We start from the raw sequence: 24,535 nt of genomic DNA, 5'->3' as shown, positions 1-24,535 counted from the left end.
ACAGCTTTAATGGTAAGGTCACCCCTCAGAAATCTATCCACAAAATCGAAACGAATGGGGAATTACGCAATGCGTATTATTCTGCTTGGCGCTCCGGGCGCGGGTAAAGGAACTCAAGCGCAGTTCATCATGGAGAAGTACGGTATTCCGCAAATCTCCACTGGAGACATGTTGCGTGCCGCAGTGAAATCAGGCTCTGAGCTTGGCAAACAAGCAAAAGACATCATGGATGCTGGCAAGCTGGTGACTGATGAACTGGTTATCGCCCTGGTGAAAGAGCGCATTGCGCAAGAAGACTGCCGTAACGGTTTCCTGCTCGACGGCTTCCCACGCACCATTCCACAAGCTGATGCGATGAAAGACGCGGGCATCAACGTGGATTACGTGCTCGAGTTTGCGGTACCAGACGAACTGATCGTTGACCGCATCATCGGTCGTCGCGTACACGCTGCTTCCGGCCGTGTGTACCACATCAAATTCAATCCACCGAAGGTGGAAGGGAAAGACGACGTGACCGGCGAAGAGCTGACCACCCGCAAAGACGATCAGGAAGAAACCGTGCGTAAGCGCCTGGTGGAATACCATCAGATGACTGCGCCGCTGATCGGCTACTACTCCAAAGAAGCGCAGGCTGGCAACACCAAGTATGCCAAAGTTGACGGCACCCAAGCCGTGGCTGACGTTCGCGCTGAACTGGCTAAAATCCTCGGCTAATCTCGTTTAAAACACGAGATCCTTCTGGCTGCACCGAGGCGGCAAGCACGTGAATCCCCAGGAGCATCGATAACGATTTGACTGGGGTGAGCGAGCGTAGCCCACCAGGATGCAGCCTGAATGGCGGCATGTTTCTCACCTGGCTCCCGGGTGAGAAAATTTCTCATCTCACCTTTCACACCAATAGATACTTCTCTGTGCCGTTTCGGCTACAATTATCAGCCATTTAACGACTAAGAGGCGGCAATGCGTCAGACGAAAACCGGCATTCTGTTAGCTAACCTCGGCACGCCCGATGCACCCACCCCGCAAGCGGTTAAACGCTATCTGCGCCAGTTCCTCAGCGACTCACGCGTCGTCGATACTCCGCGTGCCCTGTGGTGGCCGATTCTGCGTGGCGTGATTTTGCCGCTGCGCTCACCGCGTGTAGCGAAACTCTATCAGTCCGTGTGGATGGACGAAGGCTCGCCGTTGATGGTGTACAGCCGTCAGCAGCAGCAGGCGCTGGCTAAGCGTTTACCGGACACGCCAGTCGTGCTTGGCATGAGCTACGGCTCGCCATCGCTGGCAAGCGCGGTGGAAGAGCTGTTGACCCATAACGTCGATCACATAGTCGTCCTGCCGCTGTATCCACAGTATTCCTGTTCGACCGCCGCGGCGGTGTGGGATGAACTGGCCCGAATTTTAGCCACCAAACGTCATATTCCCGGCGTCTCGTTTATTCGTGATTACGCCGACGATGATGACTACATCCAGGCGCTGGTCAGCAGTGCAAAAGCCTCGTTTGCCGAACACGGCGAGCCCGACGTACTGCTGCTGTCCTATCACGGTATTCCACAGCGCTACGCTGACGAAGGCGATGACTATCCGCAGCGCTGTCGTGATACCACCCGCGAGCTGGCTTCCGCCCTCGACATTTCACCTGACAAAGTGATGATGACCTATCAGTCGCGTTTTGGCCGCGAACAATGGCTAACGCCATACACTGACGCAACGCTGAAAATGCTCGGCGAGAAAGGCGTGCAGCATGTGCAGGTGATGTGCCCGGGCTTTTCGGCAGATTGTCTGGAAACGCTGGAGGAAATCGCAGTGCAGAACAAAGAGTTCTTCCTGGAAGCCGGTGGCAAAAAGTATGAATACATTCCTGCGCTAAATGCTTCGGCTGAACACATTGAGATGATGGTCAATCTGACCGCGCCATACCGCTAGACCCGCAGTCAGGACAGCGAACGGGTGGAGAATATGCTACTATTCTCCGCTTATTCATAGCCACCTGACCACATCTCATGAAATTTCCCGGTAAACGCAAATCCAAACATTACTTCCCCGTAAACGCCCGCGATCCGCTGTTGCAGCAGATCCAGCCTGAAACTGAAAACAGTGCCTCATGGGTGGTCGGTATCGATCAGACGCTGGTAGATATTGAAGCCAAAGTGGATGACGGGTTTGTCGCCCGTTACGGCCTGAGTAGCGGACATTCGCTGGTGATTGAAGACGATGTGGCGGAAGCGCTTTATCAGGAACTGGTGAGTAAGGGTTTGATTACCCATCAGTTTGCCGGTGGCACCATTGGCAATACCATGCACAACTACTCGGTGCTGGCGGACGACCGCTCGGTCCTGCTCGGCGTGATGTGCAGCAACATCGAAATCGGCGGCTACGCCTATCGCTATCTCTGCAACACCTCCAGCCGCACCGACCTCAACTACTTGCAGGGCGTAGAAGGCCCAATCGGTCGCTGCTTCACGCTTATCAGCGACAGCGGCGAGCGCACCTTTGCGATTAGCCCTGGCCACATGAACCAACTGCATGCAGAGAGCATTCCTGAAGATGTGATTGCGGGCGCGTCGGCGCTGGTGCTGACGTCATATCTGGTACGCTGCAAGCCCGGCGAGCCGATGCGTGACGCGACCATGAAGGCGGTCGAATACGCCAAAAAGCATGACGTGCCGGTGGTACTGACGCTGGGAACCAAATACGTCATTGCGGACGATCCGGCCTGGTGGCAGTCGTTCCTCAAAGAAAACGTCTCTATTCTGGCGATGAACGAAGAAGAGGCCGAAGCGTTGACTGGCATTGCTGACCCGCTGCTGGCGTCTGACAAAGCGCTGGATTGGGTCGATTTAGTGCTCTGCACCGCAGGCCCGGTTGGGCTGTATATGGCGGGCTTCACCGAAGAAGAGAAAAAGCGTCTGACGCAGCATCCGCTGCTGCCGGGGGCGATTGCCGAATTTAACCAGTATGAATTCAGCCGGCCGATGCGTCACAAAGATTGTCAGCAGCCGCTGCGTATTTACTCCCACATCGCCCCGTACATGGGCGGCCCGGAGAAAATCATGAACACCAACGGCGCAGGCGATGGTGCGCTGGCGGCGCTGCTGCATGACATCACTGCGAATAATTTCCACCGCAGCAACGTACCGAACTCCAGTAAGCACGCGTTCACGTGGCTGACCTATTCCTCGCTGGCACAGGTGTGTAAATACGCTAACCGCGTGAGTTATCAGGTGCTTAATCAGCATTCTCCACGCCTGACGCGCGGTTTGCCGGAGCGGGAAGACAGCCTGGAAGAGTCTTACTGGGATCGGTAAGCGATGTTGGTTGTGCAGGCCCGACAGGCAACGCGCCGTCGGGCATTTACGTTAGACAGCCGGTGGCGCTGTGCTGACCGTGTCTATAGAGCCTTATTCTGTTACGACTTCACCCACCGCCGGTTTCTCCAGCAGCCTCAACATCGTATTGGCAATCTCACGTTCGCCCATCACGACCTTATTCGCGCCACGCTCAGTGATGTAATCCACCTCATCGTCGTAATGCGCGCGGGCAATAATCTCCACGGTCGGGCATTTCTCTCTGGCCGACGCGACAATCTCGCCCGCCTCGTAGCCATTTGGAATCGTCAGCAATAGCCAACGTGCACAATCAAGATGCGCCAGATTCATAATCTCTTCACTCGCCGCATTGCCGAGCACCGCCCGAATGCCGCGCTCGCGCAGCTCATCGACACGAGTGCGTGATGTTTCAATCACCACCAGTGGAATGCCCTGGGCCATCAGCTTCTCGCCCAGCAGGCTGCCGACGCGGCCAAAGCCAACCAGCAGCGCATGATTACAGATATCCACCGGGATCTGTTTTTCATCCTCAATCGCTTCTTCGAGGGTCTGCTCGTCGAGGGTTTCGGTTTTATCGAGGTATTTTTCCAGCACCGCAAACAGCACAGGGTTGAGCATAATCGACAGGATCGCACCCGCCAGCACCAGATTCTGTCCGGCCTGTGGCAGCAGCCCCAGCGCCATTCCGAGGCCGGCAAGAATGAATGCGAATTCACCAATCTGTGCCAGGCTTGCGGCGATGGTCAACGCGGTGCGCTGCGAATGCCCGAACAGGCGAACCAGCGCAAACGCGGCGACCGACTTACCAAAGATGATAATCGCCAGCGTGCCAAGCACCGCCAGCGGCTGCTCGATAAGTACCATCGGGTCGAACAACATCCCGACGGACACAAAGAACAGCACCGCGAATGCATCGCGCAGCGGTAGCGTATCGTGTGCGGCGCGATGGCTGAGTTCAGATTCGTTGAGCACCATACCGGCGAAGAAGGCGCCGAGGGCGAAGGAGACGTCGAACAGCTCGACCGCGCCAAAGGCAATGCCCAGCGCCAGCGCCAACACCGACAGGGTAAACAGTTCGCGAGAGCCGGTGGCAGCGCTGCGGGCTAAAATCCACGGCACCAGACGACGCCCTACCAGCAGCATCACGGCGATAAAGGCGATAACTTTGCCGATGGTCAAACTTAAATCGAGCGCCAGCGTGGCGAAGCCCACGTCGCCTTGCTCGGTCATGCTGGCAATCGCAGGCAGCATGACCAGCGTCAGCACCATCACCAGATCTTCGACAATCAGCCAGCCAATGGCAATTTGCCCACGCTGGCTGTCGACCAGCTGCCTCTCCTCAAGCGCGCGCAGCAGCACCACGGTACTGGCGGTAGAGAGACACAGACCAAACACGATGCCGGTCATTAGCGGCCAGCCTAAGCCTGCTGAAAGCGCCATACCCAGCAGCGTGGCGACCGCAATTTGTGCGATGGCGCCGGGAATGGCGATGGCCTTTACCGCCATCAAATCCTTCAGCGAGAAATGCAGTCCCACGCCGAACATCAGCAAAATTACGCCGAGTTCCGCCAGTTCAGGGGCAAGTTTGGTATCGGCCACGAAGCCGGGTGTAAAGGGGCCTGACAACACACCTGCTAATAAATAACCCACCAGAGGAGAAATACGTAGCTTGTTGGCGATCATACCGAAGATAAAGGCGAGGACGAGCCCCCCTACAATGGTGGTGATTAGCGGTGTCGCGTGATGCATTCCGTCTCCTTTCGTGGCTGCAAGGTTCCATTTCTGGCCTAAAAAGCCAAAAAGCTGAGTAATAGTTTATGACAATTTTGAGTATTCTGTTTATGAATTATTGTTGAATTAATAATAAAAAAGGAATTGGATGAAAAAATAGCCCAGATGGGGAAAGAAAGGAATTCATGAAGAGAGAGGACTGATAAACCTTAGGGAAATGGCCGCCAGATTTTTAATCTGACGGCCAAAAAATCAGTCTTTATGTCGATTGTCAGGCAGGAATATAGTCAGCATCCCGAGTAAAGGCAGGAAAGCACAGATTTTATAGACCTCTTCTATGCTGGTATGGTCGGCAACCACCCCCAGAACTGCGGCCCCAAGGCCACCCATCCCGAATGCAAAACCAAAGAACAGACCGGAAACCATGCCGATTCGGCCCGGTAACAGCTCTTGGGCGTACACCAGAATGGCAGAAAATGCCGAGGCGAGGATAAATCCAATAATCACCGTTAAAATCCCGGTCCATTCCAGTGTTGCGTAGGGTAAAATAAGCGTAAACGGCGCAACACCGAGGATAGAGCCCCAAATTACGTATTTACGACCGATTTTATCGCCGACAGGCCCGCCAATCACCGTTCCTGCCGCCACCGCGAACAGGAAGGCAAATAGGTGGAACTGTGCATTCTGGACCGATAATCCGAATTTATGCATCAGATAAAAGGTGTAATAGCTGCTAATGCTCGCCATATAGAAGTATTTCGAGAATATCAGCAGCAATAGGACGCTCACGGCCAGTATTACTTTGTTACGCGGCAGCGGATTAACAATCTTCGCGACCGGTTTACCCTTGTTTATCCGGTGCTGAGCGGCGTACCAGCGACTGATTTGCGCCAGAACCACAATCGCCAGCAGCGCGGCGAGCACGAACCACGCCACGTTCCCTTTTCCGTAGGGCGCGATGACCAGCGCCGCCAGCAAGGGGCCCAGCGAGCTGCCGAAATTGCCACCGACCTGGAATAGCGACTGCGCCAGGCCGTGACGCCCACCGGAGGCCATACGCGCCACGCGGGAAGACTCCGGATGGAACACCGATGAACCGGTCCCGACCAATGCCGCCGCAAGTACCACGCCTTCAAAGCTGCCTGCCATTGCCAGTAGAACCAGCCCACTCAGGGTAAAGCACATGCCAATAGGCAACGACCACGGCATCGGGTATTTATCGGTCCAGTAGCCGACCACTGGCTGCAATAGCGAAGAGGTCAGCTGGAAGGTCAGGGTTATCATCCCAATCTGCACGAAGGTCAGGGAGAACTCCGATTGCAGCAGAGGGTAAATCGCCAGGATCAGCGACTGGATCATATCGTTTAACAGGTGAGAAAGGCTGATTGCGCCCAGAATGCCAAAGGAGGTTCTGGCCTTTTGCGGCGGCGCAGACGGGCCTGACAGCGTCGGACTGGTTTCACTGATTGCCATAGATTTCACTTAAGTAGTTGATTGCGACGTTGGGGAAAATCGACTCTGTAATAATTATCAGACTAAGATAACGGTGTCGGACGTTTGAAGAAAGTCTCAATTCTGAAAACATATTTGTCTATGCTTGTTACTCATTGTAATTTCTGCACTTGTCATTCAGTCAGGGAGAGAGTCATGAAATGTTTGAAACGCGGTGTGGCACTGGCAATTCTGGCAGCATGGTCGCTGACCAGCCTGCAAGTGCAAGCGTATGAGCAGGATAAAACCTACAAAATTACCATCCTGCATACCAACGATCACCACGGCCATTTCTGGCGCAGCGAATACGGTGAATACGGTCTGGCGGCGCAAAAGACGCTGGTGGACGGTATTCGTAGAGAAGTGGCGGCGGAAGGTGGCAGCGTGTTGTTGTTGTCGGGTGGTGATATCAACACCGGCGTGCCGGAATCTGATTTACAGGATGCGGAGCCCGATTTCCGCGGTATGAATCTGGTCGGCTACGACGCGATGGCGGTCGGTAACCATGAGTTCGATAACCCGCTGTCGGTTCTGCGTCAGCAGGAAAAATGGTCTAAATTCCCGTTTCTGTCCGCCAATATTTACCAGAAAAGTACCGGTGAACGCCTGTTTAAACCGTGGGCGCTGTTTAACCGTCAGGGACTGAAAATTGCGGTGATTGGTTTAACCACCGACGACACCGCCAAAATTGGTAACCCGGAAAACTTCACCGATATCGAATTCCGTAATCCGGCCGCAGAAGCGACGCTGGTAATCCAGGAGTTGCAGCAAACGCAGAAGCCGGACGTTATCCTCGCTGCCACGCACATGGGGCATTATGACAACGGCAATCATGGCTCGAACGCGGCAGGCGATGTGGAAATGGCGCGCAGCCTGCCCGCCGGTTCACTGGCGATGATTGTGGGGGGACACTCACAGGACCCGGTCTGCATGGCGTCGGAGAATAAAAAGCAGGTCGATTACGTGCCGGGCACACCGTGCGCGCCGGATAAACAAAACGGCATCTGGATTGTGCAGGCTCATGAATGGGGCAAATACGTGGGCCGGGCTGATTTCGAGTTCCGCAACGGCGAAATGAAGCTGGTGCATTACCAGCTGATCCCGGTCAATCTGAAGAAAAAGGTGACCTACGATAACGGGCAAAGTGAGCGCGTACTTTACACCCCGCAGATCCCGGAAAACCCGCAGATGCTCTCGCTGCTGACCCCGTTCCAGAACAAAGGCAAAGCGCAGCTGGAAGTGAAAGTGGGTGATGTGAACGGCCATCTTGAAGGCGATCGCAGCAAAGTGCGTTTCGTGCAAACCAACATGGGTCATCTGATTCTGTCGGCGCAAATGGCACGCACCAATGCGGATTTCGCCGTAATGAGTGGCGGCGGTATCCGCGATTCCATCGAAGCAGGGAAAATCACTTACAAAGACGTGCTGAAAGTGCAGCCGTTCGGCAATGTGGTGGTGTATGTCGACATGACCGGCAAAGAAGTGACGGATTATCTGACGGCAGTAGCACAGATGAAACCGGATTCAGGGGCGTATCCGCAGTTTGCGAACGTCAGTTTTGTGGCGAAAGACGGTCAGCTGAACGACTTGAAAATCAAAGATGAGCCGATTGACCCGAACAAAACATACCGCATGGCGACGCTGAATTTTAACGCCACTGGCGGTGATGGTTATCCGCATATTGATACCAAACCGGGTTATGTGAATACCGGGTTTATCGACGCGGAAGTGTTGAAACAGTATATCGAGCAAAACTCACCGCTGGATGTGAATGCTTACGAACCGAAAGGGGAAGTGAGCTGGCAGTAAGTTGTCTTTGAAGAGAACCGTTTTGTCGGTCCGGCGGCGCAAGCTGACCGGGCCGACGCCTTCTTGGGGCATTAATCCTGTCGCGCAATATCCGCAAATTTCGCATCCAGCATCTTTGCCAAATCGCTCGCCGCTAATTCAATATCCAGCCCGCGTCTTCCACCTGACACATAAATCGTCTCGAAAGTCTGAGCTGGAGTGTCAATCAGCGTCGGCAGGCGTTTCTTCTGCCCCAGCGGGCTAATGCCACCCACCAGATACCCGGTGATGCGCTGGGCGACCATCGGATCTGCCATATCGACTTTCTTCGCGCCCAATGCTTTGGCGACTTTTTTCAAATCCAGCTGCGTCGCGACGGGGGTCACGGCTACAGCCAAATGCTTCATATCGCCATTCATCGCCACCAGCAGCGTTTTGTAAACCTGATCCGCATTCAGACCGAGTTTACGCACCACTTCATCGCCAAAGTTGGTTTCATTCGGATCGTGATCGTAGCTGTGGAGCTGGAAAGAGATCTTGTTTTTTTCGAGTAACTTAACGGCGGGAGTCATAACGATCCTTCTTACAACCAAGGTGAACTGGGGCCAGCATACGCCTGAAGATTGTCGAAAAAATAGTACTATCTTGCGCAATAGTGTTGGCAGTGATGGTGACTTTGAGCGACAATCTGAGGATCCGAAGTGCGAACTTCGGGATAATAATAACGATGAAATTCCTCTTTGACGGGCCAATAGAAATATTGGCCACTTTTTTATGTAAGCGTCGATCGCAGCATCGACGGCAAATTACCTTCCCCGTATAGATGCAATGCCCCGACGGCAACCACATAGCGCCCCGGCGGCAATGCGTGCAATTTTTCCCGCCAGGCCAGGTTTCGCTGATGCATCAACACGTCGTACAGCGAGTGACTGAAAGTATTCGGCAGCGACGGTGTTTCGCCCGGCGGCTGCTCCATCCACCAGCCAATCATCACCTGCAGCAAACGCGCATTGGTGTGCCAGTGGGTCAGGGTATCTTCCAGCAGCGCCAATCCGTTGTCAGGCATATAACGCAGCAGCGCTATCTGGCTCTCGGCCCCTTCAAGTTCGATGACCTTACGGTTCGCTTCCCGCGCGGCATTTAGCAGCTGATAATCAATCCCGTAATCAGGACGTAAACCCAGCTTTTGCGCCTGCGTGGCTTGCAACACCATGGCCACCTGCCACAGCGGCTGGCTGTCGAAAAGCGCTACGGAAAGCCCAAGCTCGTCGGTCAGCTTTTCCAACTGCTGGAAACAGGCTTCACTCAGACGCTCACGCAACGGTGAATACGTCGGGAGATCACGAAACGGCGTCTCGCTGCCGGTGATATCGGCTTCGACGATCAGCGCATCGGCCTGCTGAATCAGTTTGATCAACCGTGTGGGCAGCGGCGACATATCGCGAGTGCCCATATGAATGCTGCCGACCAGATGCAGTTGTTGCCCACCTGCGAGCGTGATGTCTATGCCGGGCCACGGATAACGGCCACGGAACAGGGCGCATAGCGAAGATTTTACGCGTTGAAACAGTCCCATATGCGCTCCATGAAGGTAAAAGATCATGCTAACGCGTCAGGGTTGGGTGCTCAATGCCTAAATCACCGCCGGCCCCTGTTTCTGGCAGGCGCGTGGCAGTTTAGCGTTTAGGTTTAAACCGCAACAGGCGGTTGGCATTACTGACTACGGTGATGGACGACAGTGCCATTGCCGCACCTGCGACCACCGGGTTGAGCAGCGTTCCGGTCAGTGGCCAGAGGATCCCGGCGGCAATTGGAATGCCGAGCGAGTTGTAAATAAATGCCCCCAGCAGGTTCTGCTTCATGTTACGCAGCGTCGCTTTTGAAATAGCCAGCGCGTCAGCGACACCGACCAGGCTGTGGCGCATCAGGGTGATGGCCGCCGTTTCGATGGCAACGTCGCTGCCGCCGCCCATCGCGATACCCACTTCCGCTTGCGCCAACGCCGGGGCGTCGTTGATACCGTCGCCGACCATCGCTATTTTCCGGCCCTCAGCCTGCAATTTTTTAATCGCTTCGGCTTTGCCATCCGGTAATACGCCAGCAATTACCTCATCGATACCCGCTTCTTTGGCAATCGCCCGGGCGGTAATCGGGTTATCGCCGGTCAGCATCACCAGGCGATAGCCTTCGCGGTGCAGTCTTTCCAGGGCGGCTACGCTGTCAGCCCGCAGCGGGTCACGAATGGCAAACAGCGCCGCGACTTTACCGTCGACCGCCAGAAGTACCGGCGTCGCGCCTTTGGCTGCTTGCGCTTCAAGCTCTGCATCAATATCTGATGTAGCAATCTGCTGCTCATTTAACAGCGCCTGATTCCCCAGCAGTAATGCGTGGCCTTCGGCTTCGCCACTCACGCCCAGACCCCGCAGGGTGCGGAATGCAGAAATCTGAGGCAGCTGCGTTTCACCGGCTTTTTCAATGATGGCGTGAGCCAGAGGGTGGCTCGATCCTTGCTCGAGCGCAGCCGCCAGGCGCAGGGCCTGCGCTTCATCGATATCACCGTAAGTTTTCACCGCCACAACCTGCGGTTTGCCTTCGGTCAGGGTGCCGGTTTTATCGAACACCAGCGTATCAAGTTCGCTGGCGCGCTGTAGCGCATCGGCGTCGCGCACCAGTACACCATATTCAGCCGCGCGACCGACTCCGGCGATAATCGACATCGGCGTTGCCAGTCCCAATGCACACGGACAGGCGATGATCAGCACCGTGGTGGCAATCACCAGGGTGTAGACAATTTGCGGTGCCGGGCCGAAGAAATACCAGATCGCAGCGCTCAGTAACGCGATGGCGACCACAGTCGGAACAAACACCGCAGAGATGCGGTCAGCCAGTTGGCCGATTTCCGGTTTGCTGCTTTGCGCCTGGCGTACCATGCGAATAATGCGCGACAGCGTGGTATGGCTGCCGACCGCACTGGCGCGGAACAGTACGCTCCCGTCCTGCACGACCGTCCCGGCGTGAATGTTGTCGCCGTCACTTTTTTGCTGCGGAACCGGTTCGCCGGTCAGCATTGCTTCGTCAAACCACGCCTCACCCTGAGTGATTTCTCCATCAACCGGAACGCGATCGCCGGTGGCGAGGCGCAACGTCATCCCCGGCTGTACATCTGCCAGCGGCACCGACTTTTCACCGTCTTCCATCACTACGCGGGCAGTCGGCGGGGTCAGGTCGAGCAGTTTTTCCAGCGCTTTAGAGGAACGCTGACGTGCACGGGCTTCGAGCATATGACCGAGGTTAATCAGACCGATGATCATCGCGCTGGCTTCATAATAGAGATGCCGGGCTTCCATCGGGAACCACTGCGGCCACAGGTTGACGCTCATCGAATAGAGCCAGGCCACACCGGTACCGAGGGCGACCAGCGTATCCATGGTCGCGGTGCGATTCTTAAGACTTTTCCACGCGCTGGAATAGAAGTGGCCCCCGGCGAAAACCATCACGCCGAGCGTCACCAGGCCAATCGCCAGCCACAGGGAACGGTTGGCGTCAGTGACCATCATGTTGTCGCCGATCATTCCCCAGACCATGACCGGTACACCGACCAGCAGCGCGACAATCGCCTGCCAACGGAAGCGTTTCATGGTGGCGACGGCGGTTTCCTGCTGACGCTCGCGACGCTTCAGATCATCTTCAATCGCTTCTGCGCCGTAGCCCGCTTTTTCCACCGCCTGCACTAAATCGGTGGCGGCCGCACTGCCCATGACCAGCGCCGTGCGTTCCGCAAGATTGACCCGTGCCTGGGTGACGCCCGGAACGGCAGCAAGCGCGTTCTGAACCCGGGAGACACAGCTGGCGCAGCTCATACCGTTGATCAGCAGCTGTTGGCTGTCATCAAGGTCATCGGCTGCCGGAAGCGCTGAAGGGACCGCTGTCAGTGCTTCCGACGGGAGTGATGACTCTGTCAGCGGCTTAGCCTTTGGGTGGCTAAGCTCCGCCCCGTATCCGGCCTGTTTGATGGTGTCAATCAGCTGCTCCGCACTGGCGCTGCCGATGACACGTGCTTCAGTGGTCGTCACGTCGGCTTGATCAACGTCCGGACGCTGCTCCAGACTTTCTTTAACACGCTTAACGCAGTGACCGCAGGTGAGGCCGTCCAGCGTAAGGTCAATAACTTGAGACATATTCATTCTCCTGATGGATGAGTCGACAAACCGCGTCGACGCTGTTTCTTTCTAGCACTGTGCTAAAGCTTAAACCTTCCATCAAGGGGAAGGTCAAGCGTGTTTTACAGCTGCTAACGGGATATTTTTTCTTCTAAGGGAGTATTTAAGATAGATAAATGGAATGTTTTTCACAGATTGTATTTATGATATTTCTTCATGTATTCCGCATGGTTATTAATAAGGTGCAATTAATTGTGCGTGAAAAGTTCTTAAAAACACTTAATTCACATGTGTAAAGTCCATAAATAGACTCTGTAAAATACTTATTCATGTATTAAATCGACCTGAAAGCCAGTAGTGATGGGGTTGTTAAAGGGAGAGGGCTAGTGTTTAATTTATTCTTGAAGGTCGTCTTAATGAAATTGCAATCGCTTTACGTTTATTGATAATACTGGTAAAAGTACAACGCCCACTTATATGTGAGCATCTTACCCACTACAGGGAATGAAATATTCAGAAGATGAATTAAAATGGCAGACTCATTCCAGGCTGAAATACCAAAAGCCCGCGTTAATATTCAACTTTCGCTACATACCGGTGGCGCGCAGAAGAAAGTTGAGCTTCCGCTTAAGTTACTTGCCGTGGGTGACTTCAGCAACGGTAAGTCAGAGGGGGCGCTGTCTGAGCGCGAAAAAATTAACGTTGATAAAAACAATTTTAATAGCGTCCTCGCGGATATTAATCCCGAAGTCAGTCTCACTGTGAAAAATATCCTCGCCGGAGATAATTCAGAAGAAAATGTGAAGCTGGCATTTAAAGACATGAAAGACTTTGAGCCGGAGCAGATTGCCCGACAAATTCCACAGCTGAAAGCGATGCTGGCCATGCGTAACCTGTTACGCGATTTGAAATCCAACCTTCTGGATAATGTTACTTTCCGGAAAGAACTGCAAGTCATCCTGAAAGACCCCGCATTAAGCGATGAACTGCGTAACGAGTTGAATGCGCTCGCTCCGGGCCAGAAATAATTACTGGAACTGTTAACGGACTAATTTCGAGAAAAATGCTTATGTCAGTCAATAATGAATCTCAGGTATCTGCGGGTGGAGCGACGATAGAAAAGACGCTGCCGAATGACGGTGTTTACGCCTCTCTTTTTTCCAAAATTAATTTAAAACCCGTTTCGTCCATCGACGATCTGAACGGCTTCGATGATAACGCGGTCATGGCGGAAACTTCTGCCGACGCGCGTGTTACCGCAGCGGTTAAAGTGTTCATGCAGTGTCTGCAAAAATCCGGCCAACAGGTTGAGAAGCTGGACAAAACCCTGCTGGACCATCACATCGCGGAACTGGATTTCCAGATCAGCCGCCAGCTCGATGAGGTAATGCACCACGACGAGTTCCAGAAAGTGGAGTCCATCTGGCGTGGCCTGAAATCGCTGGTGGATAAAACCGACTTCCGCCAGAACGTGAAGCTGGAAATCCTCGACCTTTCCAAAGAAGAGCTTCGCCAGGACTTTGAAGACGCCCCAGAAATCATCCAGAGCGGCCTTTACAAGCAGACCTACATTGCGGAATACGACACCCCAGGCGGGGAGCCTATTGCTGCAGTGATTTCAGCCTACGAATTCGACGCCTCGGCGCAGGACGTGGCGCTGATGCGTAACATCTCCAAAGTGTCTGCCGCGGCGCACATGCCATTTATCGGTTCGGCTGGCCCGACATTCTTCCTGAAAGAGAAAATGGAAGAGGTGGCCGCTATCAAGGATATAGGTAATTACTTCGACCGCGCTGAATACATTAAGTGGAAATCCTTCCGAGACACCGATGATTCCCGCTATCTCGGCCTTGTCATGCCGCGCGTTCTGGGCCGTCTGCCGTATGGGCCTGACACCGTGCCGGTGCGCAGCTTCAACTATGTCGAGGAAGTGAAAGGCCCGGATCACGATAAATATCTGTGGACCAATGCCTCGTTCTCATTTGCCGCCAACATGGTGAAAAGTTTCATCAATAACGGATGGTGTGTACAGATCCGTGGCCCGCAAGCCGGTGGCGCAGTGAAAGACCTGCCGATCCATCTGTATGATCTCGGTACCGGTAATCAGGTAAAAATACCGTCAGAGGTGATGATCCCTGAAACCCGCGAGTTTGAATTCGCCAACCTCGGTTTCATCCCGCTGTCGTACTACAAAAACCGCGATTACGCCTGCTTCTTCTCGGCGAACTCGACGCAGAAACCCGCGCTGTACGACACCGCAGATGCCACGGCCAATAGCCGTATCAACTCCCGTCTGCCGTACATCTTCCTGCTGTCGCGCATCGCGCATTATCTAAAGCTGATTCAGCGTGAAAACATCGGTACCACTAAAGACCGCCGTCTGCTGGAGCTGGAACTCAACACTTGGGTTCGCGGTCTGGTCACCGAAATGACCGATCCGGGCGACGAGTTGCAGGCTTCCCACCCTCTGCGCGACGCAAAGGTGTTGGTCGAAGATATCGAAGACAACCCAGGCTTCTTCCGCGTGAAGCTGTTTGCCGTGCCGCATTTCCAGGTGGAAGGCATGGATGTGAATTTGTCGCTGGTTTCCCAGATGCCGAAAGCGAAAGCGTAAGGTGGGATTCCAGGGATGAAAATCTATCGTCCATTATGGACTGACGGGGCCACGCTGGCCCCGCAGCAGTTCCAGCAGCAGTCTCGTTGGGATGCTTATTACACAGAGAATGTGGCTGCCATGTCGCTGGCACATACCTGGGGCGTGTTGCATGCCGAATTTGATAATTCTGCACTGGCGCTTTCTCGACTCAATGCCACGCGTCTGGTAGTCCGTTTCCCGGATGGTACGCTGGTGGATACGAGCGTCGCCGATACCCTGCCTGCGGTCTGCGACTTGACCGACGCTCAGGGGCGAGAAAGTGTTGAGGTGGTGCTGGCACTGCCACTGCTTTCCGCTAACGGCGGGAATCTGGATGTAGGCAAAAACAGCGAGCGGCCGCAGCGCTGGCGTCAGGAATGGGTGACCGTCCAGGAGCTGTCCGGGCTTGAGCAAACGGAACTGGCGATTTTACGTCACGCCATTTCACTGCGTTTTGCCCATCAGGAAAATGCTGCCTGGCTGACCTGTCCGGTGGCGCGTCTGGTACGTAATGTGCAGGGCCAATGGGCAATGGACGAGAGCTTTATCCCTCCCGCACTGTCGTTTTCTGCCAGCCCGCGTTTGTCGCAGGATCTCAGCGATTTGCTGCACCGTTTGCAGGCGCGTCGGCGTCGTTTGATGCAAATGCGCCGGGAGAGCAACGAACGTCTGGCTGACTTTGCGGTGGCTGACGTTTCGCTGTTCTGGCTACTGAATGCCCTGAACAGTGCCGAACCGGTGCTGGCAGAACTGTTCCAGACCCCCTCTCGTCATCCGGAATTGTACTATCGCGAGCTATCTCGTCTGGCGGGAAGTTTGCTGACTTTTTCACTGACCCACAGTCCCGATGACATTCCTCCGTATCAGCATGATGCACCAGAGCAGGTATTTCCGCCGCTATTTACGCTTCTGGATACTCTGCTGGAAGCCAGTCTACCGTCGCGAGTGATCAGCATCGATCTGGTCCATACCGGACAATTCTGGAAAGGTGCAATGCATGATGCTCGCCTACGTGAAGGGGCAGACCTTTACCTTTCCGTCCGTTCATCGCTCCCCAATCATCTGCTACAAACTCAGTTCCCACTGTTGTGTAAAGCCGGGAGCGCTGAGGATGTGGCCGATGTGGTGAATGTCGCGCTGAACGGCGTCGTACTGAAACCCCTGTCGCACGTACCTGCGGCGATTCCGCTGCGCCTTGAGAATCAGTATTTCGCCCTCGATCTTAGCGGCCCGGCCGCTGAGGCAATGCTCGACGCCGGAAACTGTGCGTTCTATATCCCGGAAGCGTTGGGTGACGTCAAACTCGAACTCTACGCGGTGCTTCGCTCATGAAAAACAATCCAACTTCCTTCATCGATCAGATGTTCTATCCCGGCTGGCTAATGGTCAGTCAGCTGCGAAATGGACAGGAGATCACTGACGGAAAAGCGCTTTATCGTCGCACCTGCGAATGGATCGATCGCTGGCGGGCGGAGCTTGAAGAACAGGGCATGCCGCAGAGCAGCATCGATCATCTGATCTATACGCTGTGCGCGTTGTTTGATGAAAGCGTACTGAATCGCGACAAGCAGGATGATGGTTACAGCACCTGGCTTACAAACCCGCTGCAGGCGAAGTACTTCAACACCCTGAATGCCGGTGAAGAGCTGTGGGAACGGATCCGTACTGTACTTCAGGAGCCTTCACCTGATATTGCGGTGGTTACCTGTTTTTCACGTGCATTGACCCTGGGATTTGTCGGTCGCTATCGGCAACAGGCGGATGAGCGCCGCGAAGACGTGGTGCGTAATCTCAGCCAGCGCGTGCCGCCCTTCACACTGACAGAAGAAGCTCCGATCGTGGCCCGGGCTGGCAGATTACGCAGCGGTCGCCGGTTTTATTGGCTGTCGTGGGTCGCCGGCATCGTGCTGCTTGGCGCGGTATGGTTTCTGCTTTCAGCTTCTTTGCAGCAGATGGTTTCTGCCATTGCGGGCGCGGAGTAATCCATGCGCAATCTGAGTAAGCCCTTACTTGTTTTACTGGCTTTGACGCTGGTGCTGTGGCTCGTCTGGGGATTCTGGCCGCTGGGCCTTGGTAGTCGCTTGTTTCTGAGCATGGTTGCCCTCGCGATGTCGGGATGCGTTGGCTGGCGTTACTGGTGTCAGATGCAAAATACGGCAGAAAGCGTGGTGGACATCGCGTTGCCTCCGGAAGATTTTGAGGGAGCGCTGGTGCTGGTCTGCGGTGATAGCGACATGCTGTTCTCTGCCAATGAAACTTTCCGTGAAACGCGTCAGGGCTGGTATCTGCCAGTGCGTCAGCCGGAACAACTGGCGCAGATTGCAGAGTCTGTCGCGTCCGGGCGCCCGGCGCTGGTGGCCCAGATTTCGGTTTTGCTGGCGGTTGCTCCGGAGCGCAGGCAGGAAGAGGTCGCATTCAGTAGCGAGCTTCATCAGTGGCAGCGGGCCATCGCGCACTCACGCCGGGCATTTGCTGGACTCCCGCCCGTATGGACTTGCCTGTGGGTGAATGCGCCTGCGAAAAGTGATGAAAACCGATATCGCTGGTATTTCCTCACCAACAATCGTGAAGGTATTCAGGTTCAGGAAAACAACGGGGTCGCACAATCTTATCTGCCGTGGTGTACCTATGCGCCAGACGCTTTGTACCCGCATCGACTGGATAACTCGCTGTGGTTGGAGTCATTGTTTCGCTGGCTTAAACCTCATGTGGCTGACGTCATGCAGACACGTCACCACGATACACCAGCGCTGCCATCTTCCATGTTGGCGGTATGCAGCGGACCCCTTGAGACATTACCCGACAATCTCTGGCAACAGCATACCGCTCTGGTGACAACGTTGCAGAGCCGTTCGGCCACTACAGCGGAAATGCCGCCGCTACCGGATATGCTGCTGCCGCATTTGGCTCGTCGCCATGGAATCAGTCGCCTGATGCTTTCCTGGCGCGTTGCAGGGGGCACTGTGGGGATCTTCTTACTGTTGGCGATGCTTGCCTCATGGATCAACAACCAGCGTTTGATCCAGAACGTCAGCGATCATCTCGCGCTCTACCAGCGTTTGAGCGGCAACCCTCCAGCCCCGAAAGTTCAGGCTCAGGAACAACTGCGCAGTGATAACGGGTTGCTGGATAACTGGCAACGCCAGGGGGCTCCGATGCGTTACACCCTTGGGTTGTATCAAGGTATGCGGCTGATTGCTCCCGTGCGAGCGGCTATCAATAACTGGGCACCACCACCGCCGCCGCCGCCGGTTATCAAAAAAATTGTTCAGGGTCCGAAAACGGTCCGCCTCGACAGCATGTCGCTGTTCGATTCCGGCAAATCTGACCTCAAATCCGGTTCGACCAAAATACTGGTGAATTCGCTGGTCGGCATCAAGGCCAGGCCAGGCTGGCTGATTGTAGTCAGCGGGCACACCGACAATACCGGCACGCCGCAACTGAACCAAACGCTGTCCCTGCAACGTGCTGAAGCGGTGCGCAACTGGATGCGTGATACCGGCGATGTACCGGAAAGCTGTTTTGCGGTGCAGGGTTATGGTGAAAGCCGCCCTGTCGCCACCAATGATACGCCGGAAGGCCGTGCGGCTAACCGTCGTGTCGAAATCAGTCTGGTACCACAGGCGAATGCCTGTCAGGTATTGGGCAAATCCCCAGCGTCATCGCAGGATGATGACGCTTCATAACACAATGGAGAGTAATTTCATGGCTATTCCTGTTTATCTGTGGCTGAAAGACGACGGTGGTGCGGACATTAAAGGCTCTGTAGACGTATATGAGCGTGAAGGCAGCATCGAAGTGGTTGCGCAGGATCACAACCTGTACATCCCGACCGACAACAACACTGGCAAACTGACCGGAACCCGCGTTCACACCCCGTTCAAGTTCACCAAAGAAATCGATTCCTCCAGCCCGTATCTGTACAAGGCTGTGACTACGGGTCAAACCCTAAAGACAGCTGAGTTCAAGTGGTATCGCATCAATGACGCAGGCCAGGAAGTGGAATATTTCAACACCAAACTGGAAAACGTCAAGCTGGTGAAAGTCGCGCCGAAAATGCACGACATCAAAGATCCTGCCAAAGAGAAACACAACCATCTCGAAGAGATCGAGCTGCGTTACGAAAAAATCACCTGGACCTACAAAGACGGCAACATCATTCATTCCGATTCATGGAACGAACGCGCTACTGCCTAAGTTACTCGTCATATTTCGTGCTGTCGCGGCGTTGGCTACGTTCGCTTACCCCGGTTACAGAGTTATCTCTGCTCCCGAGGATGCACGAACGTGCCGCCTTCCCACAGCACGAACTATTTAGAGTAACCACTCGGACGGGCAGCGAGTTTGCCCGTTTTTTTGCTGAGCGTCTGCGAGCCGGGCGCTCAGCAAAATCACAATCTGCCTGCCTGACCTGATGCGCTTTAGGATCCTGACCGACAGGAAACAGCGAAGGGCGGTAGCGTGTCCGGGAACTTATAAAGAGAAAATTTCATGGAAAATCCAGCCATCCTGTTACGCCGACTGAACCCTTACTGTGCTCGTGCCATGGAAGGCGCAGCGAGCTTATGCCAGACCCGCGCCCACGCATCCATCTTGCCAGAGCACTGGTTGCTGAAACAGCTGGAGCAGGGCGAAGGTGACCTGACGGTGTTGGCGCGCCGCTACGAATGGGATATGGACGGCCTGTGGCAGGATTTACTCGGCTGGCTGGATACGCTGCCGCGTTCGGTACGTGGGCGACCGGAGCTGTCCGACAGCATTCAGACCCTGATGCAGGAAGCGTGGATGTTAGCGTCGCTTTCCGGCGAAGAACAGATCCGAAGCCACCATCTGCTGATGGCGCTGGTCGGTAAACCCAAACTGATATGCTGTAATGGCCTGTGGCCGCTGCTGACCCTGGGCCAGAGTCAACTTGAACGTCTGCGTCCGTTGCTGGATGCGCAGTCCGACGAGCGTCCGGAAATGCAGCAGGCAGCGGAACTCTCCCAGCAGGGCGGCGATGTCGAAATGGTCGGTCGTCCAGTGGGGGTTGAAATTCGCGAAGGTGAGCTCAACCCGGCGCTGCAAAACGCGCTGGATAAATTCACTCTCGACGTCACCGCCAAAGCGAAAGAAGGCCAAATCGACCCGGTGTTTGGCCGTGACACCGAAATTCGCCAGATGGTCGATATCCTTTCCCGCCGTCGTAAAAACAATCCCATTCTGGTCGGCGAACCTGGCGTCGGGAAAACAGCTCTCGTGGAAGGCCTGGCGCTACGCATTGCCGAAGGCAACGTGCCTGAATCGCTGAAAACCGTCAGCCTGCGCACCCTCGACCTCGGTCTTTTGCAGGCTGGCGCAGGCGTAAAAGGCGAATTCGAACAGCGCCTGAAAAACGTGATAGACGCGGTGCAGCAGTCGCCGAATCCGGTGCTGCTGTTTATCGACGAAGCGCATACCATTATAGGCGCGGGCAACCAGGCGGGCGGCGCAGATGCGGCCAACCTGTTAAAACCCGCATTGGCGCGCGGCGAACTGCGCACCATCGCCGCCACAACCTGGAGCGAGTACAAACAGTATTTTGAACGCGATGCTGCATTAGAGCGCCGTTTCCAGATGGTGAAAGTCGACGAGCCGGATGACGAGACCGCCTGTCTGATGATGCGCGGCCTTAAATCTCGCTATGCCGAACACCACAACGTGCACATTACCGACGACGCGGTACGCGCGGCGGTGACGCTCTCCCGCCGTTACCTCACCGGGCGTCAATTGCCGGATAAAGCCGTCGACCTGCTCGATACTGCCGCGGCCCGTGTGCGCATGAGCCTTGATACCGTGCCGGAGCCGTTAACGCGTATGCGCGCGCAAATTACCGCCCTGGAAATCGAGAAGCAGGCGCTACTGGAAGATATCGCCGTCGGGGGCAGCAGTCAGGGCGAACGTCTGGCGGGGATTGAACAGGAAGAAATCCGTCTGTTCGTCGAACTGGACGAGCGCGAGACGCAGTACGGCCAGGAGTTGTCGTTAACGGAACAGTTGCTGGAAACCCGCAAGGATATCTCTCGTCATCATGAGACCCGCGAACTGCAACAGCAACTGACCGGCATGCAGCAAAACACGCCTTTGCTGTCTGTCGATGTCGACACCCGCACCGTCGCCAACGTGATTGCCGACTGGACCGGTGTGCCGCTCTCTAGCCTGATGAAGGACGAACAGACTGAACTGCTGAACCTGGAAGGGGAAATCGGCAAACGCGTGGTCGGGCAGGACGTGGCGCTTAACGCCATTGCCCAGCGTCTGCGCGCGGCCAAAACAGGACTCACTTCTGAAAACGGTCCCCAGGGCGTATTCCTGCTGGTCGGCCCGAGCGGCACCGGAAAAACCGAAACTGCACTGACCCTCGCGGACGTGCTGTACGGCGGTGAGAAATCCCTCATTACCATCAACCTGTCGGAATACCAGGAACCGCATACCGTATCTCAGTTGAAGGGCTCACCTCCGGGCTACGTCGGTTACGGCCAGGGCGGCATTCTGACCGAAGCGGTACGCAAACGCCCGTACAGCGTGGTGCTGTTGGATGAGGTCGAAAAAGCCCACCGCGACGTGATGAACCTGTTCTATCAGGTGTTCGACCGCGGCTTCATGCGCGACGGTGAGGGGCGCGAAATTGACTTCCGCAACACCGTGATTTTGATGACCGCGAACCTCGGCAGCGACCACATTATGCAGCTACTGGATGAACAGCCGGACGCCAGCGAAGGCGACCTGCACGAACTGCTGCGCCCCATTCTGCGCGACCACTTCCAGCCGGCACTGCTGGCCCGTTTCCAGACCGTGATTTACCGTCCGCTGAATGAGCCCGCGATGCGTACCATCGTGCAGATGAAACTGGACCAGGTCAGCAAGCGCCTGCATCGCCATTACGGTCTGACCACCGATATCGATGAAAGCCTATTTGATGCGCTGACCTCTGCCTGCCTGCTGCCGGATACCGGGGCGCGTAACGTCGACAGCCTGCTCAATCAGCAAATTCTGCCGGTGCTGAGTCAGCAGTTGCTGACTCACATGGCTGCGAAACAGAAACCGAAGTCGCTGACATTAGGGTGGAGCGAAGAGGCGGGGATTGTGCTGGAGTTTGAATAACCGGTGTAAGTAAGTGATGATAAAATAGCGTTTATTTTCTTTTACATCACATTTTTTATCGCCGCCAACTTCTTATCAAATTGTCATTTCAGGGATTTATATGAATAAAATCACATGCCTTATGTTTTTTTTAATCGGTACAGCATGTGTGTTAATGATACTTTTCCTTGTTGGCGGAAAATACGACTGGGTGTCAGAGGTACAACCTGGGATATCATCGGAACTGATTGAGGATCATGCCGATAATCGGCAGCTTACTAAGCTGTTTTTGTTATTTATCCTGATGACAGCACAGATTCCGTGTTTATTATCAAAGAATGTAAAAATGATGTTTTTATCATTTGCATTGATCTCACTCGGATTAATTTTATCTTGTATATAAATGGGGTGTGAATGGGCAAGCGCAGCGATATACTTGAACCAAGTGAGTGGACGAGTTCCAAGAATCATGGTCTTGTTTATAGTGAAATCTTAGGGTGGATAGATCTGGGACATGCTCAAGGCGATGACATAAGGAAATTGCGCGAAGATATTATACAAGGGGAAAATAGTTCCGGAGCATATTATATTATTGAATATGGCCAAAAGATGTATGCTCTAGGAAAGAAAATTGGCACGGGAAAATTTATCCGCTGGCAAATAAAAAAAGGTCTCTCAATAGATGAGATTCATAGTATTGCGCTCTCAATGATGTTTGCCTGTGCGGCGAAATTCGAAAACTACCAATCTCAATGGTTTTTTAGTTGGCATACTGATAGTGGGTTTAGTGGCGAGGACCTTACCTCAGATCTTTTAGGGTATTATAGAGTGTTATACCCAGGGAAATATCAGGAACGTCTAAAACTGGTCAGTAAGAAAGATGCATTAAAACGATGGGACCATTATGGCCCAATAGGAAACTATAAGAATAAAGGTTTTTTACCGTTATTGTTTCCAGAACCTGATGAAAAATCAGACATAAAAAAGCCTGTAAATGGTGAGTTACCAAGTTTTATGAAAGTGGTTCAACCCTTCAAAGATTTTGATTCAGGTAAAGTCAGCGTTATTTCTGATGATGGGACTTACTTTTCCTTTTTCAGTGGGGGGAAATATGAGCCTTAGGAAGATCGTTTTCATTCTCTTCGGAGTTATTGTTATTCAATGCATTATATTAGCTCTCATTCCATGGGCTGATCATGCTGATTACCACGAGAATGATACATATAGTTATTATACTTACACTGATGTAAGTATAAAAAAGGCCCCTAGAATTTCCAGTTCTTATTATTTTACCTATGATGCGCCTCAAGATGGGCTAATGGAAAGGAGTTCAATAGTATACTTAGATGGTGATGTTGAAATTATAAAGGTCTATCTCGAAAAGTTAGGTTATTACTTGTCTGAACTTGGCTCTGTTGAGGATGGTGAACGTGAAGAGTATTGGTTTCGCACCGACGGAGGCGGAGACATGTTTACTATTTCGTACGGCAGTGAAAATGACACAATAATATTGACGAAGGTTTCATCCTGAACTGGATATCAAATCCTGAACTTCATGCCACTTGACGAATGCTACTGAATTAAAGTCAAAAAGGGAAAAGCGATGAGCTTAACAAATAATTTTGGAACGGCAATTGGCGACATGTTAGAGAAGACTCTTAATCGTTACCGGTTAAGTATTCCAACGTGTGATTCAACTCTGGATGTCGAAGACTTTAGTGGCAATGAATGTATGAGTTCATTGTATCGGTATGTCGTACACTTCACGAGTTTAGATCAAGGTCTTAGTTCTACTCAGATACTCAGTAAGCCCGCAACGTTAACAATGGGAACGGGTGTGCTGGCTGAGTTGATTGATCAAAAAGTGGTGCATGGTGTAATTACAAAATTTCAACGTATTCGTGGCTCGAATGATCAGGCTTTGTACCAGATTACTATTGAGCCTTTTTTGTCATTACTGGGTAAACAGTTCCGCACCCACCGCTTCTTTATCAACAAAACTGTGACCGAAGTGGTACAGGAGGTGCTGCAGGAGCACGGCCTGAAGGACTGGGAATATGAATTTGTTCTAAAGAATGATTATCCAAAACGGGAACAGATTAACCAGTACCAGGAAAGTGATCTGACATTTATTCAACGCCTGTTGTCAGAAGTGGGGATTTTTTACTTCTTCACTCGGCTTTGTTGAATAAATCAGATTTGAGGCGAGTTTCCCCTGTAACAGCTCCGGCTCTCAGCCGATACGTACACTTTCTGGCATACCTGCCTTCGTCATTTTGTTCAGCGCACGCACCATGGCCAAA

At 53.7% G+C, this 24,535-nt stretch carries 19 protein-coding genes and 1 pseudogene; 15 read left to right on the top strand and 5 right to left on the bottom strand.

Going from position 1 to position 24,535, the window contains the following annotated elements; genetic code table 11:
* Positions 1 to 69 precede the first annotated feature (69 nt).
* The 3 genes from adk (at position 70) to MUU46_RS05280 (ending at position 3,305) form a co-directional block, all read left to right on the top strand.
* Positions 70 to 714 (top strand): adenylate kinase, encoded by a 645-nt coding sequence (gene adk, locus MUU46_RS05290; protein ID WP_159752496.1) that lies wholly within the window; start codon positions 70 to 72, stop codon positions 712 to 714.
* A 246-nt stretch (positions 715 to 960) separates the two neighbouring features.
* Positions 961 to 1,923, top strand: a complete 963-nt coding sequence (gene hemH, locus MUU46_RS05285) for a ferrochelatase (RefSeq protein ID WP_159752498.1) — start codon at positions 961 to 963, stop codon at positions 1,921 to 1,923.
* Between the two features lie 77 nt (positions 1,924 to 2,000).
* Positions 2,001 to 3,305: an inosine/guanosine kinase gene (locus MUU46_RS05280; protein WP_258965011.1), complete on the top strand. Its 1,305-nt coding sequence runs from the start codon at positions 2,001 to 2,003 to the stop codon at positions 3,303 to 3,305.
* 93 nt (positions 3,306 to 3,398) lie between these two features.
* Here MUU46_RS05280 and ybaL read toward each other — a convergent pair whose 3' ends face one another.
* On the bottom strand, positions 3,399 to 5,075 hold the full coding sequence (gene ybaL / locus MUU46_RS05275; protein WP_258965010.1) for a YbaL family putative K(+) efflux transporter: 1,677 nt from the start codon (positions 5,073 to 5,075) through the stop codon (positions 3,399 to 3,401).
* Between the two features lie 234 nt (positions 5,076 to 5,309).
* Positions 5,310 to 6,530 carry an MFS transporter gene (locus MUU46_RS05270; RefSeq protein ID WP_258965009.1) on the bottom strand — a complete coding sequence of 407 codons (1,221 nt, stop codon included), beginning with the start codon at positions 6,528 to 6,530 and terminating at the stop codon, positions 5,310 to 5,312.
* Between the two features lie 174 nt (positions 6,531 to 6,704).
* Between MUU46_RS05270 and ushA the strand changes: the two genes are divergently transcribed.
* Positions 6,705 to 8,357 carry a bifunctional UDP-sugar hydrolase/5'-nucleotidase UshA gene (gene ushA, locus MUU46_RS05265; RefSeq protein WP_258965008.1) on the top strand — a complete coding sequence of 551 codons (1,653 nt, stop codon included), beginning with the start codon at positions 6,705 to 6,707 and terminating at the stop codon, positions 8,355 to 8,357.
* A gap of 71 nt (positions 8,358 to 8,428) precedes the next feature.
* Here ushA and ybaK read toward each other — a convergent pair whose 3' ends face one another.
* From ybaK to copA, 3 genes are all read right to left on the bottom strand, one after another.
* The gene (ybaK, locus tag MUU46_RS05260) at positions 8,429 to 8,908 is read right to left on the bottom strand and encodes a Cys-tRNA(Pro)/Cys-tRNA(Cys) deacylase YbaK (protein ID WP_258965007.1); all 480 of its coding nucleotides are present in this window, start codon (positions 8,906 to 8,908) and stop codon (positions 8,429 to 8,431) included.
* Positions 8,909 to 9,108: 200 nt separating this feature from the next.
* Positions 9,109 to 9,912, bottom strand: a complete 804-nt coding sequence (locus tag MUU46_RS05255) for a TraB/GumN family protein (protein WP_258965006.1) — start codon at positions 9,910 to 9,912, stop codon at positions 9,109 to 9,111.
* 100 nt (positions 9,913 to 10,012) lie between these two features.
* On the bottom strand, positions 10,013 to 12,514 hold the full coding sequence (gene copA / locus MUU46_RS05250; RefSeq protein ID WP_258965005.1) for a copper-exporting P-type ATPase CopA: 2,502 nt from the start codon (positions 12,512 to 12,514) through the stop codon (positions 10,013 to 10,015).
* A 512-nt stretch (positions 12,515 to 13,026) separates the two neighbouring features.
* On the opposite strand from copA, the gene tssB reads away from it, so the two are divergent.
* From tssB to MUU46_RS05195, 11 genes and pseudogenes are all read left to right on the top strand, one after another.
* Positions 13,027 to 13,524: a type VI secretion system contractile sheath small subunit gene (tssB, locus tag MUU46_RS05245; protein ID WP_258965004.1), complete on the top strand. Its 498-nt coding sequence runs from the start codon at positions 13,027 to 13,029 to the stop codon at positions 13,522 to 13,524.
* Between the two features lie 35 nt (positions 13,525 to 13,559).
* Positions 13,560 to 15,110, top strand: a complete 1,551-nt coding sequence (gene tssC / locus MUU46_RS05240) for a type VI secretion system contractile sheath large subunit (protein WP_258965003.1) — start codon at positions 13,560 to 13,562, stop codon at positions 15,108 to 15,110.
* Between the two features lie 15 nt (positions 15,111 to 15,125).
* Positions 15,126 to 16,463 carry a type VI secretion system baseplate subunit TssK gene (tssK, locus tag MUU46_RS05235; protein WP_159752518.1) on the top strand — a complete coding sequence of 446 codons (1,338 nt, stop codon included), beginning with the start codon at positions 15,126 to 15,128 and terminating at the stop codon, positions 16,461 to 16,463.
* Entirely contained in the window at positions 16,460 to 17,113 is a 654-nt protein-coding gene (gene tssL, locus MUU46_RS05230) for a type VI secretion system protein TssL, short form (protein ID WP_258965002.1), read from the top strand. Before tssK ends, tssL begins: the two co-directional genes overlap by 4 nt.
* Positions 17,114 to 17,116: 3 nt before the next feature.
* Positions 17,117 to 18,817, top strand: a complete 1,701-nt coding sequence (locus MUU46_RS05225) for an OmpA family protein (RefSeq protein ID WP_258965001.1) — start codon at positions 17,117 to 17,119, stop codon at positions 18,815 to 18,817.
* A gap of 19 nt (positions 18,818 to 18,836) precedes the next feature.
* The gene (locus MUU46_RS05220) at positions 18,837 to 19,328 is read left to right on the top strand and encodes an Hcp family type VI secretion system effector (RefSeq protein WP_110511729.1); all 492 of its coding nucleotides are present in this window, start codon (positions 18,837 to 18,839) and stop codon (positions 19,326 to 19,328) included.
* A 294-nt stretch (positions 19,329 to 19,622) separates the two neighbouring features.
* On the top strand, positions 19,623 to 22,253 hold the full coding sequence (gene tssH / locus MUU46_RS05215) for a type VI secretion system ATPase TssH (protein WP_258965000.1): 2,631 nt from the start codon (positions 19,623 to 19,625) through the stop codon (positions 22,251 to 22,253).
* 100 nt (positions 22,254 to 22,353) lie between these two features.
* Positions 22,354 to 22,635 carry a hypothetical protein gene (locus MUU46_RS05210; RefSeq protein WP_258964999.1) on the top strand — a complete coding sequence of 94 codons (282 nt, stop codon included), beginning with the start codon at positions 22,354 to 22,356 and terminating at the stop codon, positions 22,633 to 22,635.
* Between the two features lie 11 nt (positions 22,636 to 22,646).
* Positions 22,647 to 23,354: a hypothetical protein gene (locus MUU46_RS05205; protein ID WP_258964998.1), complete on the top strand. Its 708-nt coding sequence runs from the start codon at positions 22,647 to 22,649 to the stop codon at positions 23,352 to 23,354.
* The gene (locus MUU46_RS05200; protein WP_258964997.1) at positions 23,344 to 23,763 is read left to right on the top strand and encodes a hypothetical protein; all 420 of its coding nucleotides are present in this window, start codon (positions 23,344 to 23,346) and stop codon (positions 23,761 to 23,763) included. Before MUU46_RS05205 ends, MUU46_RS05200 begins: the two co-directional genes overlap by 11 nt.
* 72 nt (positions 23,764 to 23,835) lie before the next feature.
* Positions 23,836 to 24,408, top strand: a pseudogene (locus MUU46_RS05195) (contractile injection system protein, VgrG/Pvc8 family); the annotation flags it as partial.
* Positions 24,409 to 24,535: the final 127 nt, after the last annotated feature.

This window comes from Scandinavium tedordense, assembly GCF_024764965.1.
GTDB classification, from domain to species: domain Bacteria; phylum Pseudomonadota; class Gammaproteobacteria; order Enterobacterales; family Enterobacteriaceae; genus Scandinavium; species Scandinavium tedordense.
This window is presented reverse-complemented; position numbering and strand designations above follow the sequence as displayed.

Coding starts and splice junctions, on each gene's coding strand:
- ushA (WP_258965008.1), top strand. CDS start 6,705: ATGAAATGTTTGAAACGCGGTGTGGCACTGGCAATTCTGGCAGCATGG.
- adk (WP_159752496.1), top strand. CDS start 70: ATGCGTATTATTCTGCTTGGCGCTCCGGGCGCGGGTAAAGGAACTCAA.
- hemH (WP_159752498.1), top strand. CDS start 961: ATGCGTCAGACGAAAACCGGCATTCTGTTAGCTAACCTCGGCACGCCC.
- MUU46_RS05220 (WP_110511729.1), top strand. CDS start 18,837: ATGGCTATTCCTGTTTATCTGTGGCTGAAAGACGACGGTGGTGCGGAC.
- MUU46_RS05205 (WP_258964998.1), top strand. CDS start 22,647: ATGGGCAAGCGCAGCGATATACTTGAACCAAGTGAGTGGACGAGTTCC.
- MUU46_RS05200 (WP_258964997.1), top strand. CDS start 23,344: ATGAGCCTTAGGAAGATCGTTTTCATTCTCTTCGGAGTTATTGTTATT.
- tssL (WP_258965002.1), top strand. CDS start 16,460: ATGAAAAACAATCCAACTTCCTTCATCGATCAGATGTTCTATCCCGGC.
- MUU46_RS05255 (WP_258965006.1), bottom strand. CDS start 9,912: ATGGGACTGTTTCAACGCGTAAAATCTTCGCTATGCGCCCTGTTCCGT.
- tssC (WP_258965003.1), top strand. CDS start 13,560: ATGCTTATGTCAGTCAATAATGAATCTCAGGTATCTGCGGGTGGAGCG.
- MUU46_RS05270 (WP_258965009.1), bottom strand. CDS start 6,530: ATGGCAATCAGTGAAACCAGTCCGACGCTGTCAGGCCCGTCTGCGCCG.
- ybaL (WP_258965010.1), bottom strand. CDS start 5,075: ATGCATCACGCGACACCGCTAATCACCACCATTGTAGGGGGGCTCGTC.
- tssH (WP_258965000.1), top strand. CDS start 19,623: ATGGAAAATCCAGCCATCCTGTTACGCCGACTGAACCCTTACTGTGCT.
- copA (WP_258965005.1), bottom strand. CDS start 12,514: ATGTCTCAAGTTATTGACCTTACGCTGGACGGCCTCACCTGCGGTCAC.
- ybaK (WP_258965007.1), bottom strand. CDS start 8,908: ATGACTCCCGCCGTTAAGTTACTCGAAAAAAACAAGATCTCTTTCCAG.
- tssB (WP_258965004.1), top strand. CDS start 13,027: ATGGCAGACTCATTCCAGGCTGAAATACCAAAAGCCCGCGTTAATATT.
- MUU46_RS05210 (WP_258964999.1), top strand. CDS start 22,354: ATGAATAAAATCACATGCCTTATGTTTTTTTTAATCGGTACAGCATGT.
- tssK (WP_159752518.1), top strand. CDS start 15,126: ATGAAAATCTATCGTCCATTATGGACTGACGGGGCCACGCTGGCCCCG.
- MUU46_RS05225 (WP_258965001.1), top strand. CDS start 17,117: ATGCGCAATCTGAGTAAGCCCTTACTTGTTTTACTGGCTTTGACGCTG.
- MUU46_RS05280 (WP_258965011.1), top strand. CDS start 2,001: ATGAAATTTCCCGGTAAACGCAAATCCAAACATTACTTCCCCGTAAAC.